Source organism: Pseudomonas sp. 9.3L (assembly GCF_058536285.1).
Genome location: NZ_JBZUBK010000001.1, coordinates 138,725 through 157,057 on the forward strand (window position 1 = coordinate 138,725; position 18,333 = coordinate 157,057).

Annotated in this window: 18 protein-coding genes and 1 pseudogene; 16 read left to right on the forward strand and 3 right to left on the reverse strand. The window is 59.8% G+C overall.

Features of this window, described 5'->3' with window-relative positions; all coding sequences use genetic code 11:
* Positions 1 to 10: 10 nt before the first annotated feature.
* Entirely contained in the window at positions 11 to 1,144 is a 1,134-nt protein-coding gene (locus AC4LE2_RS00630) for a mechanosensitive ion channel family protein (RefSeq protein ID WP_491823376.1), read from the reverse strand.
* A gap of 236 nt (positions 1,145 to 1,380) precedes the next feature.
* On the opposite strand from AC4LE2_RS00630, the gene AC4LE2_RS00635 reads away from it, so the two are divergent.
* The 4 genes and pseudogenes from AC4LE2_RS00635 to AC4LE2_RS00650 all read left to right on the forward strand — a co-directional run bounded on the left by AC4LE2_RS00635 (position 1,381) and on the right by AC4LE2_RS00650 (position 3,747).
* Positions 1,381 to 2,454: an alpha/beta hydrolase gene (locus AC4LE2_RS00635; protein WP_491823378.1), complete on the forward strand. Its 1,074-nt coding sequence runs from the start codon at positions 1,381 to 1,383 to the stop codon at positions 2,452 to 2,454.
* Positions 2,454 to 2,754, forward strand: a pseudogene (locus AC4LE2_RS00640) (hypothetical protein); the annotation flags it as partial. The gene AC4LE2_RS00635 and the pseudogene AC4LE2_RS00640, both read left to right, overlap by 1 nt.
* A 73-nt stretch (positions 2,755 to 2,827) precedes the next feature.
* Positions 2,828 to 3,241 (forward strand): carboxymuconolactone decarboxylase family protein, encoded by a 414-nt coding sequence (locus AC4LE2_RS00645; RefSeq protein WP_491823379.1) that lies wholly within the window; start codon positions 2,828 to 2,830, stop codon positions 3,239 to 3,241.
* Between the two features lie 50 nt (positions 3,242 to 3,291).
* Positions 3,292 to 3,747, forward strand: a complete 456-nt coding sequence (locus AC4LE2_RS00650; RefSeq protein ID WP_491828015.1) for a (R)-mandelonitrile lyase — start codon at positions 3,292 to 3,294, stop codon at positions 3,745 to 3,747.
* Here AC4LE2_RS00650 and AC4LE2_RS00655 read toward each other — a convergent pair.
* A complete protein-coding gene (locus AC4LE2_RS00655) occupies positions 3,735 to 4,628 on the reverse strand; it encodes a LysR family transcriptional regulator (RefSeq protein ID WP_491823381.1) in 894 nt (297 codons plus the stop codon). The genes AC4LE2_RS00650 and AC4LE2_RS00655 overlap by 13 nt on opposite strands.
* Before the next feature lie 136 nt (positions 4,629 to 4,764).
* Here AC4LE2_RS00655 and AC4LE2_RS00660 point away from each other — a divergent pair, with 136 nt between their 5' ends.
* The 12 genes from AC4LE2_RS00660 to AC4LE2_RS00715 all read left to right on the forward strand — a co-directional run bounded on the left by AC4LE2_RS00660 (position 4,765) and on the right by AC4LE2_RS00715 (position 17,648).
* Positions 4,765 to 6,198: an MFS transporter gene (locus tag AC4LE2_RS00660; RefSeq protein ID WP_491823383.1), complete on the forward strand. Its 1,434-nt coding sequence runs from the start codon at positions 4,765 to 4,767 to the stop codon at positions 6,196 to 6,198.
* Between the two features lie 52 nt (positions 6,199 to 6,250).
* Positions 6,251 to 7,087 (forward strand): oxidoreductase, encoded by an 837-nt coding sequence (locus AC4LE2_RS00665; protein ID WP_491823385.1) that lies wholly within the window; start codon positions 6,251 to 6,253, stop codon positions 7,085 to 7,087.
* A gap of 4 nt (positions 7,088 to 7,091) precedes the next feature.
* Positions 7,092 to 7,676 carry a flavodoxin gene (locus AC4LE2_RS00670; RefSeq protein WP_491823387.1) on the forward strand — a complete coding sequence of 195 codons (585 nt, stop codon included), beginning with the start codon at positions 7,092 to 7,094 and terminating at the stop codon, positions 7,674 to 7,676.
* Between the two features lie 26 nt (positions 7,677 to 7,702).
* Positions 7,703 to 8,437 carry an SDR family oxidoreductase gene (locus tag AC4LE2_RS00675; protein ID WP_491823389.1) on the forward strand — a complete coding sequence of 245 codons (735 nt, stop codon included), beginning with the start codon at positions 7,703 to 7,705 and terminating at the stop codon, positions 8,435 to 8,437.
* Between the two features lie 29 nt (positions 8,438 to 8,466).
* On the forward strand, positions 8,467 to 9,462 hold the full coding sequence (locus AC4LE2_RS00680) for an aldo/keto reductase (RefSeq protein WP_491823390.1): 996 nt from the start codon (positions 8,467 to 8,469) through the stop codon (positions 9,460 to 9,462).
* A 289-nt stretch (positions 9,463 to 9,751) separates the two neighbouring features.
* A complete protein-coding gene (locus AC4LE2_RS00685; protein ID WP_491823392.1) occupies positions 9,752 to 10,897 on the forward strand; it encodes a transporter substrate-binding protein in 1,146 nt (381 codons plus the stop codon).
* Positions 10,894 to 11,478 carry an ANTAR domain-containing response regulator gene (locus AC4LE2_RS00690; RefSeq protein ID WP_491823394.1) on the forward strand — a complete coding sequence of 195 codons (585 nt, stop codon included), beginning with the start codon at positions 10,894 to 10,896 and terminating at the stop codon, positions 11,476 to 11,478. Before AC4LE2_RS00685 ends, AC4LE2_RS00690 begins: the two co-directional genes overlap by 4 nt.
* Positions 11,475 to 12,323 (forward strand): ABC transporter permease, encoded by an 849-nt coding sequence (locus tag AC4LE2_RS00695; RefSeq protein WP_491823396.1) that lies wholly within the window; start codon positions 11,475 to 11,477, stop codon positions 12,321 to 12,323. Before AC4LE2_RS00690 ends, AC4LE2_RS00695 begins: the two co-directional genes overlap by 4 nt.
* Positions 12,323 to 13,249: an ABC transporter permease gene (locus AC4LE2_RS00700; protein WP_491823398.1), complete on the forward strand. Its 927-nt coding sequence runs from the start codon at positions 12,323 to 12,325 to the stop codon at positions 13,247 to 13,249. Before AC4LE2_RS00695 ends, AC4LE2_RS00700 begins: the two co-directional genes overlap by 1 nt.
* 23 nt (positions 13,250 to 13,272) lie before the next feature.
* Positions 13,273 to 14,880 (forward strand): ABC transporter substrate-binding protein, encoded by a 1,608-nt coding sequence (locus AC4LE2_RS00705; RefSeq protein WP_491823400.1) that lies wholly within the window; start codon positions 13,273 to 13,275, stop codon positions 14,878 to 14,880.
* Positions 14,881 to 14,961: 81 nt separating this feature from the next.
* On the forward strand, positions 14,962 to 15,909 hold the full coding sequence (locus AC4LE2_RS00710) for an acetamidase/formamidase family protein (RefSeq protein WP_491823401.1): 948 nt from the start codon (positions 14,962 to 14,964) through the stop codon (positions 15,907 to 15,909).
* The gene (locus AC4LE2_RS00715; RefSeq protein WP_491823403.1) at positions 15,909 to 17,648 is read left to right on the forward strand and encodes an ABC transporter ATP-binding protein; all 1,740 of its coding nucleotides are present in this window, start codon (positions 15,909 to 15,911) and stop codon (positions 17,646 to 17,648) included. Before AC4LE2_RS00710 ends, AC4LE2_RS00715 begins: the two co-directional genes overlap by 1 nt.
* Before the next feature lie 68 nt (positions 17,649 to 17,716).
* Here the strand turns inward: AC4LE2_RS00715 and AC4LE2_RS00720 are convergent, their stop codons facing one another.
* Positions 17,717 to 18,247, reverse strand: coding sequence for a glyoxalase superfamily protein (locus AC4LE2_RS00720; RefSeq protein WP_491823405.1), 531 nt, complete (start codon positions 18,245 to 18,247; stop codon positions 17,717 to 17,719).
* Positions 18,248 to 18,333 lie beyond the last annotated feature (86 nt).

Below are 18,333 nucleotides of genomic sequence, written 5' to 3' on the forward strand. Positions count from 1 at the left end.
AGCAGGCTACTTAAACAGGGTTAGCGGCTGGCTCAGCCGGGTCTTCGTGCGTTGAGGGCGCGTCAGGCGCTGCTGGCAGCGATGCGACATACACTGTCCTGGAAGGGAATGCGAATTCGACGCCCATGCTTGCGAAGCACTCCATCATCCCGATGTTGATCGCCTGTTGAACATCCATGTAAACGTTGTAGCCAGGGTCAAGTACGATATAAACCGTTTCGAAATCCAGCGAGCTGTCGCCAAAGCCCGAAAAGTGGGACCGATCAAAGCGTGCCATGCTCTGTGCCCGAATGATCCGCTCGATCTCCCTGGGTACCTCTTTGACCTGCGCTGGTGTGCAGTCATAGGTCAAGCCCACCTTGAAAACGATGCGACGCTCTTTTAAACGTTTGTAGTTCTGGATCGTGCTACCGATCATCTCAGCGTTTGCCATGACGATCTGTTCCCCACCCAGGCTCCGGATGCGGGTGGTCTTCAGGCCTACGTGTTCAACGGTTCCCGACAGCGAACCTACAACGATAAAGTCACCCACTTCGAAAGGCTTGTCCACGGCGATAGAGAGCGATGCGAAGACATCGCCCAGAATGTTTTGCACTGCCAGCGCAATCGCGATACCACCCACACCCAGGCTCGCCACGAAGGCAGTTATGTTCACACCCAGGTTGGACAACATAGCCAGAATCACCACTGCCCACAGCAATACTTTCGCGCCCCAGAGGCCAAGGGTAGCCAGTGCGCTTCCGGCGTATACCTCAGAATGGCTGTGCCGCCTGAAGTAGCGCATTACCGCGAGTGCAATGGCGCGGTTAGCCCAGAGGCCTACCTGAAGGGCTACAACCACGAACCATAAGCTACTGACCCTGCCTGCCCAACGGATAGGCAGGTCAAGCACACCGATACCGATCAGGATTGAACCGAGCAGTAATAACGTATTGCTGGTGCTGGAAAGCACCTCTATGGCGATGTGAGTCGCGTGCGTTCCTGAGCGCTCTCCACGGCTACGCAGTTTCCTGAGTATGAAGCCGATACTGGCGCGAGAAATCGTGAAACTCAGCGTAATGGCGCATAGCGCCAAAAACCAGTTGGCGAGTGAGATGCCCAGAAACGCTGTTTCGGTAATGTTGGTTAGAAATCCTAAGTCCACTGTTCCCCCTTCAAGTCACGCAGTGCGTGGCAATAATTTGTGATCCCGCGTGTTGCTTTTGAAAACATCGTCCCCCGGCGGGGAAAGAAGACTTGATGTCAATTCCGAGAATCATTGACCACTATACCTACCCGCCGCCACTGATAAGCAACGCTAATAACGTTGTGCAGGCTGGAGTGGCTAATCACTAAAGCAAAATGGCGTTATCGTTCCTCAGCTATCCAGGAGGACACGCCATGTTGCGCCGAAGGGTTATTCCAGCACTTGCGGTTTTTGCCGCCCTCACGACCACATTCAGTTCTGCGGCCTTTTCAGATCCCGAGCCGCTTGTGGTGCTAAAGCAAGGCAGTTTCGCCGCAGGGGGTACTATCTCGAAAACCCCAGGTGACTTCGTCAATAACGCGCCGACAGCACAGGGACAGAGCCTCCACGGCGATCACCTCTATGCCTTTTTCCAAGTGCCGGTGCATGCCCGTCGCCTACCTATCGTCATGCTTCACGGTGCCTTTGTATCAGGGCGAAGCTGGGAGGCTACGCCTGATGGTCGGGAGGGCTTCCAGACGATCTTCCTGCGCCGACATTTCTCTACCTATGTTGTTGATCAGCCACGTCGTGGTCGAGCAGGCAACAGTAGCGTGGCGATAACCATCGAACCTGTGCCTAATGATCAGCTTTTTTTCGACCAATTCCGTTTAGGTACGTGGCCTCACTTCTTCAAGGGTGTGCAATTCGCTCACAATCCAGACGCGCTCAATCAGTTTTTCCGCTCGATTACGCCGAACACGGGCCCATACGACGCCAAAGTGATCTCAAGCGCCATGACGGCGCTACTGGAAAAAACCGGGCCCGCGATACTGTTCACTCATTCGCAGGGGGGCGAGCCGGGTTGGCTGACAGCAGTCGAAAGCCCGAATGTTAAAGCCATTGTTGCTTTCGAGCCTGGAAGCGGCTTTGTATTTCCGCAGGATGACGTCCCTGCCGAGATGCCCAGTGCAGCTGGGACGCTGAAACCAGTCACTATTGCAGCGAGCGATTTCGCCAAGCTTACCCGTATCCCGATTGTCATCTATTACGGGGACAACATTCCAACAGAGCCCACCCCGGAGCGCGGGAAGGACAACTGGCGTGTGCGACTGGCCATGGCGAAATTGTGGGTCGCGGCCATTAACCGGCATGGCGGAAATGCTCGCCTTGTGCACCTGCCTGACATCGGCATTCGTGGGAATACGCACTTCATTATGTCCGATCTGAATAATCTCCAGATAGCCGACCAGATTTCGCAGTACCTGTCTGACGAAAAGCTTGATTGATGCGTCGCAACGGGTTTCGGGACTTGCAAAAGGCAACGATTCAGCAACGTCTACAACAGGCCTCGACTGCTCGCGGGCTAGAAGCCGCCGGGGGCGAGATCCTTTATGCCGACGATACCGACCGGACCGACGCCCAGTACATGACTGAGGGCGCCTCCCCGAAGGCCACTGGCACCTCGGACAAAAGAGTTTTTCAAGATCGACGGTGCCAGGCATATCGAGACCTACTGGGTCCCTGAGTATGTCGAGATCGCACTCGGTATGTTGACACCGTTTTTCTTTAGAACACTTGTTAGCTGATGGGGCACGTCAACACATTCGGCGCACAGATTTTACTGAGCGCGAAGTCATTTTGCGCGTCGAGGAGTCCGTATTGAAGAAAATCTCTAGACAACTGATCAGTACAGCAGGCCTCTTATTTGCCTGCGGTACATCCATGACGGTTAATGCTCAGACCGTAGGCGATGAGCAGGGGCGGCCTCCCTCCCGCGCGCAACAATTGATGGGCGACATTGACCCTAAGCTCGCCGAGCTCACAGACAACGTGCTATTCGGTGATGTATGGGAACGCCCAGGCCTTGCGAAACGGGACCGCAGCCTGATTACCGTTGCAGCATTGATCGCACTTAATCGGCCCGAACAGCTTCGCTCGCACATGGAACTGGCACGGCGCAATGGGGTGACGGAGCAGGAACTTGTCGAGGTTATTACCCAACTCGCTTTTTACGCTGGGTGGCCGAACGCGATCAGCGCCGTTGGTGTTGCGCGTGAAGTCTTTAGTAAATGAGGTGTTCGGCAAGTAAGACCATCATGGCAGGGCTGATCTTTGTGCTAGTCATGGCAATAGCAGAGGCGGCACAACCGGACCAACAGAAGGTTACAGTCATCCGAAGCGACGCCGGCCCCGCAATTCGCGGGCCGGCACAAACCTTCTCCGGTACTGTTCATGTGACAGGGAGGTTCCAACGCGAAGCACCATCGCGCATAGGGGGCGCAACGGTCATTTTCGAGCCCGGCGCTTATACAGCCTGGCACTCGCACCCGCTAGGGCAGACGCTGATCGTGACGCGGGGGCATGGGTTTGCACAACAGTGGGGGCAGGCTGCACAAGCGATTGGGCCGGGTGATGTTGCCTGGATACCGCCTAACGTCAAACACTGGCACGGGGCGGCGCCACACGAGGCCATGACTCATGTAGCGCTATCTGAGGGGCTCGAAAACGGTTCCGTCACTTGGATGGAGCCGGTCAGCGAAGCGCAGTATGTGCAGGCTATTAGCACTCATCCACGGTAACGCAGAGTTTCTAGAAGGAGTGAGAACGCCGGCGACGTGTGACGGCGGCTTGGGTAATAAAGGTAATAGCCAGGGAATGGTTCACACCAGTCGGCTAGCACTCGGACCAGCCGTCCAGCTTCCAGATGCGGCAGCACCTGGTCTTCAGGAAGGTAGGCCAGCCCGAGCCCGTCCAGGGCAGAGTTGAGCCGTAGGCTGATATTGTTGAAGACCAACTGCCCTTCGACGCGCACGTTTACCTCATGACCGTCCTTGCCCAAGTCCCAGGGAGGGACTCCGCCATACGTGGGCAACCGGATGCCAATGCAGTTATGCACGGTAAGGTCTTGGGGAACATGTGGAACCGAACGTTGTGCAAAGTATTGCGGTGCGCCAACCACAGCCATGCGAAGGTCCGGGCCTATCCGCATAGCGATCATGTCCTTGGCGACCTGATTCCCCATTCGAACACCGGCGTCATAGCCTTCGGCAACAATATCGGTCAGCCCATAGTCGACGATGATTTCAACGCTTACGTCCGGATTGTCTGGCAGGAACTTGTGCAGCACCGGTTGAAGCACTGAAATGGCCGGATGTTCGCCTGTATTGATGCGTATTGTTCCAGAAGGCTTGTCCCGTAATTGGCTCAGAAAGGCAAGTTCCTGGGCAATTTCCTCAAAACGCGGTGCAACCGTATCAAACAGGCGCCGCCCGGCCTCGGTGGGTGCCACGCTACGGGTGGTTCGAGTTAGCAGGCGTAGCCCAAGCCGCGCCTCCAACCCTCTGATCGTCTGGCTGAGCGCTGACTGCGAGACACCCATTTTGGCTGCGGCGCGAGTGAAGCTGCGCTCTTTAGCCACCATGGCAAAGGCTGCCAACTCGTTATAGTTCTCGCCTACCATTAATTAGAGCACCTTATAGCAACATGCCGATTATGGCATCTTATCGCTTTCTAGTGCCGGGCCTATAGTGCGCTGAAGCTTTCCTTTGCTGCGTGCGTTCATCGCATTGTCAGCTTGACCGGTTTCGGAATTTATCATGAGCCTGCACCTGAGCTCTGCCCAAGCGCCACACAAAGGCGCTGTCTTGGCGATCATCCTTATCAGCTACGTGATGATCGTATTGGATATCTCTGTCGTACTGACCGGCCTTCCAAAGATCCGCCAGCAGTTGGGGTTCAGCGAAGCCAATCTAGCCTGGGTTCAAAGCGCGTATACCCTGACATTTGGCGGCTTTATGCTATTAGGCGCGCGCGCTGGCGACATCCTTGGGCGGCGCCGGATGTTTGTGATTGGCCTTGGCATCTTCACCTTCGCATCGTTGGCAATCGGTGCTTCGCAATCGGCCACCTGGATGCTGGGATGGCGGGCTATCCAGGGTATTGGCGCGGCCGTGCTTGCACCCTCCACCCTTGCCCTGTTGCAAACGAACTTCGCCGAGGGCCATGAACGCACACGTGCCGTGTCCTATTACGCCGCTGCCGCTGGTGTGTCAGCGACGGTGGGCTTGGTGCTGGGGGGTGTTCTGGCGGAGTGGGTGTCATGGCGCGCCGGGTTTTATATCAATTTGCCCGTAGGCGTTGGTTTGATCTTCGCCGCCTATCGCTACATCCCTGAAAGCGAGAAACACGTAGGCAAGTTTGACCTTTTCGGTGCGATCACCTCAACGGTTGGGATTGGCGGCCTCGTGTTGGGCTTTATCCATTCTGCCCAAAGCGGGTGGGGTGATCCGCTTACCCTCGGCGCGATAGGGGGTGCCTTTATTATGCTTGGTTTGTTCCTGGCGATTGAACGACAGGCCGTTCAGCCCATTCTGCCGCTGCACTTGTTTTCCAGCACTATCCGGTCCGGGGCGTATGCGGCTCGCATTCTGTATCTGGGGGCGATGGTGGGGTTCTTCTTTTTCTCGACGCTTTATCTGCAGATTGTCAAAGGCTATGGGCCTGCGGTAAGTGGCCTGGCGTTTATCCCGGCGACCGTCCTGCACGTTCCTTTCGCTATTGCCGTACCACGATTGGTTAGGCACTTCAGCGCCAATCGCCTGGTGGTTGCAGGGATCGTGATCGGTATCGTTGGCATGGCGTGGCTCAGCTGTGTTTCGGTGAACTCTTCTTACGTGATGGCGGTGGCCCTGCCGATGCTGTTGGTCGGTGTTAGTCAGGGGCTAACGCTGAGCCCGCTGACCTCTGCGGGCGTCATTGGCGTTTCGCATCGAGACGCCGGTGCCGCATCCGGCGCGGTGAATGTCGCGCACCAATTGGGCAGCTCGGTAGGGCTGAGCGTGCTGGTTGCGGTTGCAGGCATGGCAACCGCTGGTTTGACTGGCCATGAGCTGGCCATATCGCGTGTCAAGGTCGCGTTCGAAACAGGCACGGCCATGCTGGTATTGGCGCTGCTGGTGGTCCTTACGATGATCGTTCGCCCTTTGGCAAAACAGGCAGGCGACCCAGTGCCTGCGCAAGAGGGAAGCTAATAAAAGCCTGGCAACAATTTGTAATACCTCAACGTATAGAAGGAGACCTACCATGACTACTTGGTTCATCACCGGCTGTTCGTCGGGCCTCGGCCACGCTATTGCTCACTGTGTGCTTGAGGCAGGTTTCAACGCCATCGTTACTGCGCGGGGCGCCGACAAGGTAAAAGAGTTCGAGCAGGCCTATCCCGAACGTGCTCTCGCCCTAGCACTGGATTTAACCGATAAAGCATCGATTGCCCAAGCGGTTGAGAGGGCCGAAGAGTATTTCGGTCCCATTGACGTACTGATCAACAATGCCGGCTATGGCTATCGCGCCGCCGTGGAAGAAGGCGATGAGCAGGATGTAGCCGACCTGTTTGATACGCACGTGTTCGGTCCCGTGGCGCTGATGAAAGCAGTGCTGCCGACCATGCGCAAGCGCCGGTCAGGCACCATTGTCAATTTCTCATCCATTGGCGCACAGTTCTGGAACCCAGGATCAGGTTATTACTCAGCAGCGAAGATGGCTCTGGAAGGGGTCACTCTAACGCTCAAGATGGAAGTGGAACCGTTGGGCATTCGTGTCCTGGCCATCGAACCCGGGGCGTTTCGTACTGATTTTGCGGGGCGCTCGCTGGCTGGCGCCAAGACCGAAATCGATGATTACGCCGATACGGTCGGCCCGCGCCGCCCGGCACATGACCATACGCACGGTACTCAACCCGGCGACCCCAAGCGCGCAGCGCGGTTGATCGTCGATACGCTAGCCAACGCCCAATTGCCACGGCGTTTACTGCTGGGCAGCGATGCGGTCGAGATCGTATCAAAGCAGTTGAATCATCAGCTCGAAGAAATCGCCGCCTGGGCCGCAGCCAGCGTCAGCACTGACTTCCCAGAGAGGGCCTAGGCGCATGAGGCCGCATGGCATCGGCCGCCGCACGGTACTGGCCACTGCGCTATTAGCACCCATTGGCGCCACGCTTGCGTGTGCTTCGACGAGCGAGGCAACCCACGAGAAAAGTAGGGTGCTAGTTGCCTATCTAACCCGATCAGGAAACACCAGGGTCATCGCGGAAACACTTCATCGGATAGTTCACAGCCAACTGTTTGAAATCAGCACGGCAGTACCTTATCCCGGTGACTATGAAGAAACGGTTGAAAAGGCTCGACGCGAGCGCGATGCAGGCACGGAACCCGCACTCGCTGCGCACGCTTCCGACATCGCTGATAAGGACACGATATTCCTGGGCTTTCCAATCTGGGGTGAAACCGCACCGCCACCGATCCGCTCGTTCCTGCGCGCGCATGAGCTGGCGGGCAAAACGATTCGCCCGTTCATCACCCACGGTGGTTACGGTATTGGCGACGCCATGACGGTGCTCAGGAATCACGCACCGCAGGCGCGCATAGAGGCGCCCTTTGTAATGGAAGCTGATCAAGAGCGCCGTACGCTAAATCAAGTCCGCGGTTGGCTTGGAGCTATCGACATAGCCTGACCAACCCACAGACCGGAGACGATGACATGAAGATGCAGGACTTAACCGGCAAGGTTGCAGTCGTGACCGGCGCCTCAAGCGGGATCGGCGAGGCGGCCGCACGTTTATTGGCAAGTGAGGGTGTGCAGGTGGTGCTCGCCGCACGTCGTCGCGAGACAATCGAAGCGCTTGCCGCCGAACTTGGAAATGGCGCGGTGGCCATGGCCTGCGACGTGACTGACCCGGCACAGGTTGAAGGATTGTTTGCTGAAGTGAAGGCGCGATTTGGCGGGCTGGACCTGTTGTTTAACAACGCAGGGCTTGGCGTGTTTGGCGCCTTTGCCGATAGCAAACCCAACGACTGGCGCACGATGTTAGAGACCAACGTGCTAGGCCTGTTCAACTGCACTCACGCGGCGCTTCCCTTGATGCGTGGGCGGCCGGGAGCAATGATCGCCTCCGTGTCCAGCACTGGCGGCCGCTACGGCGTCGAGGGGTGGTCAGTCTACTGCGCGACGAAGTACGCCGTTGTCGGCTTCCATGAGACCCTGCGCAAAGAGGTCGGGGCCGACGGCATTCGTGTAACCGTGATTGAGCCTGGCGCGGTTTGGACCGAATTTGGCCATAACGTTGCGCCCGAGGATCTGCGAGCCCGTCGTGAGGGCCTGGAAGCGCTGACTCCAGACGATATTGCACAGTCGCTGGTATATGCCTTTGCTCAGCATCCGCGCGTGTTAGTGCAGGAAATTCTGGTCCGCCCCGTCAAGCAAGTCGCGCCCTGAGGGCGGCTTCAATTCAGAAGGAGACCTCGATGAAAATGCGAACACTTGGAAGCTCCGGTTTACACGTCTCGGCGCTTGGCCTTGGCTGCATGGGCATGACCGGTGTATACGGCGAAGCGACTGACCGGGCCGAGATGATCAAGCTAGTGCGGGATGCCTACGAACGAGGCATCACCCTGTTCGACACAGCGGAATCTTACGGCCCCCTCCAGAACGAGTTATTACTGGGCGAGGCGCTTGAGCCGATCCGCGACAAGGTAGTAATCGCTACCAAATTCGGTTTCGACATTGATGAGCAAACTGGCGAGCGGCGCGGGGGGCTCAACAGCCGGCCCGAACATATCAAGGTGGTAGTCGATGCCATGCTCAAGCGACTTCGCACCGACCATATCGACCTGCTTTACCAGCACCGCGTCGACCCCGCCGTCGCAATCGAGGACGTTGCGGGAACCATGGGCGAGCTGATTACAGCCGGCAAGGTGCGGCATTGGGGGCTTTCCGAAGCTGGAATCAAGACCATTCGCCGTGCGCACGCCGTGCAGCCCCTGGCAGCCGTGCAGAGTGAGTATTCGCTGTTCTGGCGTGAACCAGAAACAGAATTGCTGGCAGTACTTGAGCAACTAGGTATTGGCTTTGTCCCGTTCAGCCCGCTGGGCGCAGGCTTTCTTACGGGGAAAATAGACACGACCACCGAGTTCCCTGAAGGTGATTTCCGTAACGCTGTCCCACGCTTTTCAGTCGAGGCGCGCAAGGCCAACATGGCGCTGGTGGATACCATCAAAGCTGTGGCCGGGCACAGAAACACCACCCCTGCTCAGGTTGCGCTTGCCTGGCTGCTTGCACAGCGACCATGGATCGTGCCAATTCCCGGCACCACCAAACTACATCGTCTGGAAGAAAACCTTGGCGGTGTGTCTTTAGATCTGAGCCCAGCTGAATTGGAAGAAATCAATGTCGAAGCGGCCAGAGTCCCGCTTAAGGGAGATCGTCTCCCTGAGGCAGCAATCAAGATGACCGGTCTATAAATGTTAGGTGACAGAGCATTCGAATGTGCCATATAGGCCATGCCCCTTCATAAGGCGCACACCCCCAAGCCGCACTAATGCAGGGCAAGCAATTCACCAGCACCGTCTGCGAGCTTGTTAAAACTAGCCACTCCCCACCTGGCACAGTTATTTCATAGTGTTTCATCAACCCTGCAAGCCGGCCTTCGCGCCTTAAGCCTTGCCACATTCGCGCGGCTCGCTGCGCCAGGTACTGAAGCCTGATCGACCCCTCACCGGGTGGATTGGGCTTTTTTTATGGATAACGGTCATGCTCGATGCGCGCCCTGTCGTCACTGTTGGCTTTCTACTGTCCACCGAAGGCACTTACCGGCGCATGGGCCTCAACGCGTTGCAGGGTTTGCAGGACGCGTTAGCCGAAATCAACGCCGAGGCTGATCGCAGTGTGCGGCTGGAAGCGTTGTGCATCGACCCGAAGGGCGAGGCTGCCAATTACAGCCAAGGCATTGCGCGCCTGCTGGCAGCCGGCGTGAAGCACGTGTTCGGCACCACCTTGTCGGCCAGCCGCAAGGAGATCATTCCCGACCTGGACCAGCATGGCGCCTTGCTCTGGTACTCCAGCCCCTATGAAGGCTACGAGAGCAGCGAAAGCGTGCTCTACCTCGGGGGTTGCCCCAATCAGACGCTGCTACCCCTGCTGCGCTACGCGCTAGCCAACTTCGGGCCGCGCGCGTTTCTGCTGGGCTCAAATTACGTTTGGGGGTGGGAAAGCAATCGCATCGCGCGGGAGGTGCTGGAGGCCAACGGCGCGCAACTACTCGGCGAAAAGTACTGGCACCTGGGTGCCACTGGCTTTGCGTCGCTGGTAGACACGCTGATGCGCGAGCGGCCGGCGTTCGTGCTCAATAACCTGGTGGGTGAATCCTCCTACGCCTTTTTGCAGCAACTGGACCATGCCTGCGCCCACCAGGGCCTGCGCCTGCCGGTGCTGAGCTGCAACCTCACAGAAGCCGAACTGGAGGCGGTCGGGCCAATGCACGCACTGCGGTTGCTGTCCTGTGGGCCATTTTTCGAAACCTTGGCCCCGGCGTTCCGAGCCCGCCAACAACGTCACGGCGTGCGCCATTGCTCGCATTATTACGCCGGGGCCTATGCCGCCTTGCGGGTGTTCGCCGATGCCTTGCAGGCCTGTGGCGACCCCGCGCCCACAGCCATTTGTAATTACCTGTACGGCCACGCCATGGCCAGTGTGCTGGGGCCCTTGACCCTGTCTGCACACAACCACCACAGCGCACTGGGCAGCCACATTGCCGAGTTGCGCGACGGGCGTTTCGAGGTGGTGCAGTCGGCAGCACAGCCCTTGGCCGCCGACCCCTACCTGACCGTCACGGACTTACACGCGGGCCTGGCCGACCGACACGTTCGCAGCGCAACGCATTTGAGGATCGTCAAATGAAAGCACGGGTATTTCCAACCTTGGGGCAGGGCCGCTTGCTGTTGATCGACTGCGACGAACGCAGCCAGGCCAGCCTTGGTAAAAGCCTTCAGCGCCTCGGCATCCGTACCCAGGCGCTGGAGCACGACGCGCCTTGCGATACTGCCGGCTGCTTTGCTGCCATCTTGGAGGTAGAGCATTTCGCCAGCCCGGCGGCGGTAGAAGCGCTCAATGCCGCCGCGATCCCTATCGTGGCACTCACCGCACACGAAACCTTGTCGCAAATTCAACGGGCGCTGCAATTGGGCGCCACGGCTTTGCTTAACAAACCCATCAGTCAGGGCTCGGTGTACACCACGCTGATGATGGCCGTGGGGTTGCGCGATCGGCAGCGGGCCGACGCCGAGGAGCTTGCCACGCTCCGGCATCGCCTGGCACAGCGGCCGCTGCTGGCACAGGCACTCGCGCGGGTGATGATCACCCAGCGCCTCGACGAGGCCACGGCGTATGAACGGTTGCGCACGCTGTCCATGCAGCTGAATCGCCCCATCGAGGCCTTGTGCGAAGACATCCTCGCCGTTCGCGACGAGGGCCGCGCATGAGCACGCTCAAAGCGCTGTTGCGTCGGCCGAGCGTGGCCATGTCGCTGTTGTTCATCACCGCCGTGGTGGTGTTGGCCCTCCTGGCACCCTGGCTCACGCCGTTCGACCCGGACGAACAATTCATCGAAGGCTTGTCCCTGGAAGGCGCCCCCTTGGCGCCCGCCACGCCTTACTGGATGGGCACTGACCTGTTGGGCCGTGACCTGCTCTCGCGGCTGATCTTCGGGGCGCGTACGTCATTGTTCATCGGTGTGCTTGCCAATGGCCTGGCCGTGTTGATAGGCACCCTGGTGGGGTTGACCGCAGGCTTTGTACGGGGCTGGCTAGGCAGTGCGCTGATGCGCCTGACCGACCTGATGATGGCGTTTCCGGCGCTGCTGCTGGCGATTGCCCTGTCTGCCATTTTCCAACCCAGCGTGTGGATCGTTGCAATGGTGATCGCCATGGTGAACTGGGTGCAGATTGCCCGGGTGATCTATGCCGAAACCGTGGCCTTGAGCGCGCGTGACTTCGTGGCCGTGGAACGCACGCTGGGGGCCAGCTCGCTGCGTATTCTATTTTCGCACCTGCTGCCGCACCTGCTGCCCACCATCCTGGTATGGGCAACATTGGGCATCTCCACCACTGTCTTGCTGGAAGCCACCCTGTCGTACCTGGGCGTAGGGGTACAACCCCCCACACCCAGCTGGGGCAATATCATTTTCGAAAGCCAGACTTACTTCACCTCGGCGCCTTGGCTGGTGTTCATTCCGGGCGCTGCAATCATCCTATTGTCATTGGCGTTCAACCTGGTCGGCGACGCGCTGCGCGATGAACTCGATCCCACACTCAAGGGGCGCCGCTGATGCTGCCGTTCATTTGCCGTCGGGTGGGCTATGCCCTGCTGATTCTGCTGGGCGTGACCCTGATCACCTACCTCTTGCTGTTTTTGCTGCCGGCCGACCCTGCGCGGCAAATCGCCGGGCGCAGCGCCACGCCTGAAGTGGTGGCGGCCATTCGCGCACAGTTGGGGCTGGACCAACCCTTCTACACCCAATACCTGAGCTACCTGGGCAACTTGCTGCACGGCGATTTGGGCCGCTCGTACATCCAGCGCACCGCCGTCAGCGAACTGATCGGCTCGCGCTTGCGCCCTTCGCTGGAGCTGATGGCCGCAGGCATTGGTTTTGAGCTGTTAATCGGCATCAGCCTAGGCATGCTGGCGGCCATCAAGCGAGACAGCGCCATCGACAAACTGCTAATGGCGTTTTCATTCGTGGGGGTGTCAGCACCGCAGTTCATCGCCGCCATGCTGTTCCTGTACTTCTTCGCCGTGCAACTGGGCTGGTTCCCGCTGGGCGGCTATGGCGGGGTCAGCCATCTCATGTTGCCAGCGCTGACCTTAGGCCTGCTGGGCAGCGGCTGGTACGCGCGAATGGTGCGTTCTTCCATGCTCGAAGTGCTTCATCAGGATTTCATCCGTACCGCACGCGCCAAAGGCCTGAGCCGGGCGCGGGTGGTGTTCGCCCACGTACTGCCCAATGCCATCGTGCCGGTGATCCCGATGATCGGCATCGATATCGGCGTGTTCATGGGTGGGCTGGTGGTCGTGGAATCGGTGTTCGGCTGGCCGGGGATCGGTCAGCTGGCCTGGCAGTCGATCCAGCAAGTGGATATCCCGGTCATCGTCGGCGTTACCACGCTGTCGGCGGTCGCCATCGTGCTCGGCAACCTGCTGGCGGACCTGGTAGTCCCGCTGGTAGACCCGCGTATCGACCTCAAGCGTCACTGAACCTCTCAATAACGGGGCAAACCATGAAGATCAAAGCGCTGACCCTGGCCGTGGCGGCCACGCTGTTCACTTCGCCGCTGTGGGCCGACACGCCCAAAAGCGGCGGCACTGTAGTGGTGACCTACCAGAACGATGTGGCCACGCTGGACCCGGCCATCGGCTATGACTGGCAGAACTGGTCGATGATCAAAAGCCTGTTCGGCCGCCTGATGGACTACAAGCCCGGCACCACCGAGTTGGTGAACAGCCTGGCCGAGGCCTACAGCGTATCGCCCGACGGCAGGGTGTACAGCTTCACCTTGGTCAAGGGGGTGAAGTTCCAGAATGGCCGCGAGCTGGTGGCCAGTGACGTGAAGTACTCCCTGGAACGCACCGTTAACCCGAAAACCCAGAGCCCGGGCGCCGGCTTCTTCAGCTCCATCGCCGGCTATGACGACGTGGCCAGCGGCAAAAGCCAGACGCTCAGCGGCATCAAGGTGATCGATGACCAGCACCTGACCATCACCCTCAACGCACCGAACGCCACCTTTCTGCACATCATGGCCATCAACTTCGCCTCGGTGGTGCCCAAGGAAGCGGTCGAAAAATGGGGCGCAGACTTTGGCAAGCACCCGGTAGGCAGCGGCGCCTTCAGCCTGGCCAACTGGCAGTTGGGCCAGCGGCTGGAGCTGGTGAAAAACCCGGAGTACTTTCAGAAGGGCTTGCCATACGTAGACAAGATTACCTTCGAAATCGGCCAAGACCCGACCGTGGCGCTGCTGCGCCTGCAAAAGGGCGAAGTGGACATCGCCGGCGACGGCGTGCCGCCCGCGCAGTTTCTGCAATTCAAAAATGACGCGGCGTCCAAAGCGTTGGTGGTGACCGGCAATCAGCTGCAAACCGGTTATGTAACGCTGAAAACGACGCTGCCGCCGTTCGACAACCTGAAGGTGCGTCAGGCCGTGAACATGGCCATCAGCAAGGAGCGCATCGTGCGCATCATCAATGGTCGTGCGGTACCCGCCAACCAACCGCTGCCGCCTGCCATGCCGGGCTACGATCCGCAATACAAGGGCCTGCCCTACGACGTAGAAGGTGCCAAGAAGCTGCTGACCGACGCTGGTCTCGCCAAGGGCTTCGACACCGAGCTGTACGTGATGAACACCGACCCGCAGCCGCGCATTGCCCAGTCGATCCAGCAGGACCTGGCCAAGGTGGGCATTCGCGTACAGATCAAATCCCTGGCACAGGCCAACGTGATCGCGGCTGGCAGCTCCAAGGACCAGGCACCGATGGTGTGGTCCGGGGGGATGGCCTGGATCGCAGACTTCCCGGACCCTTCCAACTTCTATGGCCCGATCCTGGGGTGCAGCGGCGCGGTAGAGGGTGGTTGGAACTGGGCGCTGTATTGCAACAAGGCATTGGATGAGCGCGCGGCCAAGGCCGACGCCATGGCAGCCCCTGAACAGCAAGCCGAACGCACCGAGGCCTGGAAGCGCATTTTCACCGACGTGATGGCCGATGCCCCTTGGGTGCCGATCTTTAACGAGCAGCGCTTTACGGTGCGCTCCAAGCGTATGGGTGGCGATGACGCGCTTTATGTGGACCCGGTACACGTGCCCGTGAACTACGACTACATCTGGGTGAAGTGAACAGCGGCTGAACGCTCGCTGTGGCCCGCGCCAGGTAACCCTGCCGCGGGCTATGGCCATCATCGCAACGAGGACAACCCCATGTGCCAGAACTGCCTGGTCAAGACCATCCACAGCGTTAACAGCCACTTTGGCTGGGACCGCAGCATCACCCCGGTAGAGCGCGTTGCGCCCGGTACCACGCTGCAAATGAACTGCCGGGACTCATCCAACGGTTACTTCACCGCGCAGTCGCAGGTCGCGGACGTGAGTACAATGCCGTTCGACCAGATCAACCCGGTCACCGGGCCGATCTTCGTCGAAGGCGCCCAGCCCGGCGACATCCTCAAGATCACACTGGACAGCTTCAAGCCCGGCGGCTTCGGCTGGACGGCCAATATTCCAGGCTTCGGCCTGCTGGCGGACCAGTTCCCCGACCCCGCCCTCGCGCTCTGGCACTACGACACGCACACCCTGGCGCCTGCCGCTTTCGGTGAGTTTGCCAAGGTACCGCTCAAACCGTTTGCCGGCACCGTCGGCGTGGCGCCCGCCGAGGCTGGGCTGCATTCGGTAGTGCCGCCCCGACGCGTAGGGGGCAACCTGGACATTCGTGACCTGGCGACAGGCAGCGTGCTGTACCTCCCGATTGAGGTCGAAGGCGCCTTGTTTTCCATCGGCGATACCCATGCCGCTCAGGGCGACGGCGAGGTGTGCGGCACGGCCATCGAAAGCGCCATGGACGTGGTGGTAACGCTCGACCTGATCAAGCAGACGCCGCTGGCCACGCCACGCTTCAGCACGCCCGGCCCGGTCACCCGCCACTTGGACGGCGCCGGCTACGAAGCCTTCACCGGCATCGGCCCCGACCTCATGCAGGCGGCCCGCCAAGCCGTGGCCAATACCGTGGACTGGCTCTGCCGCGAACACGGCATGCCTGCCGAACAGGCCTACATGCTGTGCTCTGTGTGCGGAGACCTGCGCATCAGCGAGATTGTCGACCTGCCCAATTGGGTGGTGTCGTTCTACTTCCCGAAGGTGGTGTTTAATTGATGGCCAAGCCCGTACCCAGCGTGTCGGTCGAGCGCCTGAGCATCGACGTGGGCGGCGGTGCCTCACGCCAGCGAGTGGTCGATGAGCTGAGCTTCGCGCTGTACCCAGGGCGCACGCTGTGCATTGCCGGGGAGTCGGGCAGCGGTAAGTCACTGTCATCGCTGGCGATCATGGGCTTGCTGCCCAAGGCCGCAAGCGTGCCCAGCGGCGCCATCCTGTTCGACAACCGCGACCTGCTGAGCCTGCCTGAGCGCGACATGCAGGCCTTGCGGGGCAAGCGCCTCGGCATGATCTTTCAGGAGCCGATGACCTCGCTCAACCCGCTGCTGACGGTAGGCCAGCAACTGGCTGAAACCTTGCGCCGGCATGAGGCCATGAGCCGTGCCGACTTACGTCGGCGTTGCCGCGAGATGTTGGAAGCCGTGCGCATGCCCCAGGTGGACAAGCGGCTGACCCAATACCCCCACGAGCTGTCCGGCGGCATGCGCCAGCGGGTGATGATCGCCATGGCCATGCTTTGCCAGCCCGAAGTGCTGATCGCTGACGAGCCAACCACTGCACTGGACGTCACCATTCAGGCACAGATCCTGGAGCTGATGCGCGAGTTACAACAGCAGTTCAAGACCAGCCTGCTGCTCATCACCCACGACATGGGCGTGGTGGCCGAGATGGCGGACGACGTGGTGGTGATGAATCAGGGCCGCGTGGAAGAGCGCGGCAGCCTGCAGCAGGTGTTCACTGCGGCCCAAGCCCCCTATACCCGCAAGCTGCTGGCGGCCGTACCCGTGCTCGGTACCGCCCCGCCACCGGAAACGCTCAGCGAGCAACCCGTGGTGCTGGCCGTGAAGGATTTAAGCGTGCGCTTCGCCTTGCGTCAGGGCTGGTTCGAGCGCCCGCGTACCGTGCATGCCGTGGAAGGCCTGAGTTTCGAGCTGCGCAAGGGTGAAACCCTCGGCCTGGTGGGCGAAAGCGGGTGCGGCAAGTCCACCACCGGCAAAGCCGTGATGAACATGCTGGCCTATCAAGGCAGCGTGAAACTGCTAGGGCAGGAGCTCAACGGGCTGGCTGGCGATGCCCTGCAACGCGTGCGCCGCGACGTCCAAATGGTGTTCCAAGACCCGTATGCGGCCCTTAACCCGCGCAAAACCGTGTTCGACCTGGTGGGCGAGCCCTTATTGATCCATGACCGCCTGCCCGAAGCTGAACGGCGCGAGCGCGTTGCGCAACTGCTGCAGCACGTGGACTTACCGCCTTCAACCCTGGAGCGCCACCCGCACCAGTTTTCCGGTGGGCAGCGGCAACGTATCTGCATCGCCCGTGCCCTGGCGCTCAACCCCAAGGTAATCATCGCCGATGAGTCCGTCTCCGCGCTGGACGTGTCGGTACAGGCCCAGGTGTTAGAGCTGCTCGAACGCTTGCGCGCCGAGCATGGGCTGAGCTACCTGTTCATCTCCCATGACATGGCGGTCGTAGAGCGGATCTGCCACCGCGTGGCCGTGATGTACGCCGGGCGCATCGTCGAAATCGGCGCGCGCGATCAGGTGCTGCATAATCCGCAGCACCCCTACACCCAGCGCCTGCTGGCTGCAGTGCCCGTGCCCCAGGTGGGCCGCCGCCGCGACTTTAAAAGCCTGCTCAAGGAGTTCGTGCCGCCCAACCCTATCAAAGACGCCGGCTTCATTGCCCCGCCACAGCGCTTCGCACCCGTGGGGGCAGACCATTGGGTAGCGGTGGAGTGAGAGGTCGCGCTTAACCGAGTAGCGGCCACTGACTGCAGGGCTGGGTATCCACGGCCCGCAGGCTAACCTCAGCCTTGGCAGAATCGAATTCGGTTGCCGAAGGGGTCATGCACTTCCAACACCTGCCCCCACCCTTGCTGCACGATGTCAGGGCGCCCGTACCCGTAGCGCTTCGCCTGCAATTCGTCATGGAGTTGTTCGATATTCTGCATCGGCACGAATACCGTGGCCCCTGGGCTCGCGTCGCCATGGTGTTCAGAAAGGTGGAGGTGCAATGCCCCGCGTTGTATCCCTAGATACAGCGGCAGGTCTGCCTCGAATCGGTGCTCGAACTCGACACTGAAGCCGAGAAAATCAAGGTAAAACTCACGCGCCTTGGCTTCGTCGAACATCCGCACGATCGGGATAGCGCGTTCAAAGGTGATTGCAGGCTGGTGCGCTTCCGACGGCAGTGTTGCTGACGCGGTATTCCAGTCTTTGTAACCCAACTGGTGGGCTACTATTTCCAGCGCCGTCCCGTGCGTCATCGCGTGATCGCGCGACGCTAGCGAGGCACGTAGCCGTTTAGCCATTTGCTTGGCTTGCTCGATTGAAAACATCGTTCCTCCTGTAGCCGAAGCAGGTGGGTGCTCGCATTGCCAAGCTTCAGCCTTCAAGAGAGACGAGGGCATGGGGGGGAAATGCT

Bases quoted from the DNA above. Each gene is read 5' to 3' on its own strand.
- AC4LE2_RS00635 (WP_491823378.1), top strand. From the start codon at position 1,381: ATGTTGCGCCGAAGGGTTATTCCAGCACTTGCGGTTTTTGCCGCCCTC.
- AC4LE2_RS00650 (WP_491828015.1), top strand. From the start codon at position 3,292: ATGGCAATAGCAGAGGCGGCACAACCGGACCAACAGAAGGTTACAGTC.
- AC4LE2_RS00655 (WP_491823381.1), bottom strand. From the start codon at position 4,628: ATGGTAGGCGAGAACTATAACGAGTTGGCAGCCTTTGCCATGGTGGCT.
- AC4LE2_RS00660 (WP_491823383.1), top strand. From the start codon at position 4,765: ATGAGCCTGCACCTGAGCTCTGCCCAAGCGCCACACAAAGGCGCTGTC.
- AC4LE2_RS00665 (WP_491823385.1), top strand. From the start codon at position 6,251: ATGACTACTTGGTTCATCACCGGCTGTTCGTCGGGCCTCGGCCACGCT.
- AC4LE2_RS00670 (WP_491823387.1), top strand. From the start codon at position 7,092: ATGAGGCCGCATGGCATCGGCCGCCGCACGGTACTGGCCACTGCGCTA.
- AC4LE2_RS00675 (WP_491823389.1), top strand. From the start codon at position 7,703: ATGAAGATGCAGGACTTAACCGGCAAGGTTGCAGTCGTGACCGGCGCC.
- AC4LE2_RS00680 (WP_491823390.1), top strand. From the start codon at position 8,467: ATGAAAATGCGAACACTTGGAAGCTCCGGTTTACACGTCTCGGCGCTT.
- AC4LE2_RS00685 (WP_491823392.1), top strand. From the start codon at position 9,752: ATGCTCGATGCGCGCCCTGTCGTCACTGTTGGCTTTCTACTGTCCACC.
- AC4LE2_RS00690 (WP_491823394.1), top strand. From the start codon at position 10,894: ATGAAAGCACGGGTATTTCCAACCTTGGGGCAGGGCCGCTTGCTGTTG.
- AC4LE2_RS00695 (WP_491823396.1), top strand. From the start codon at position 11,475: ATGAGCACGCTCAAAGCGCTGTTGCGTCGGCCGAGCGTGGCCATGTCG.
- AC4LE2_RS00700 (WP_491823398.1), top strand. From the start codon at position 12,323: ATGCTGCCGTTCATTTGCCGTCGGGTGGGCTATGCCCTGCTGATTCTG.
- AC4LE2_RS00705 (WP_491823400.1), top strand. From the start codon at position 13,273: ATGAAGATCAAAGCGCTGACCCTGGCCGTGGCGGCCACGCTGTTCACT.
- AC4LE2_RS00710 (WP_491823401.1), top strand. From the start codon at position 14,962: ATGTGCCAGAACTGCCTGGTCAAGACCATCCACAGCGTTAACAGCCAC.
- AC4LE2_RS00715 (WP_491823403.1), top strand. From the start codon at position 15,909: ATGGCCAAGCCCGTACCCAGCGTGTCGGTCGAGCGCCTGAGCATCGAC.
- AC4LE2_RS00720 (WP_491823405.1), bottom strand. From the start codon at position 18,247: ATGTTTTCAATCGAGCAAGCCAAGCAAATGGCTAAACGGCTACGTGCC.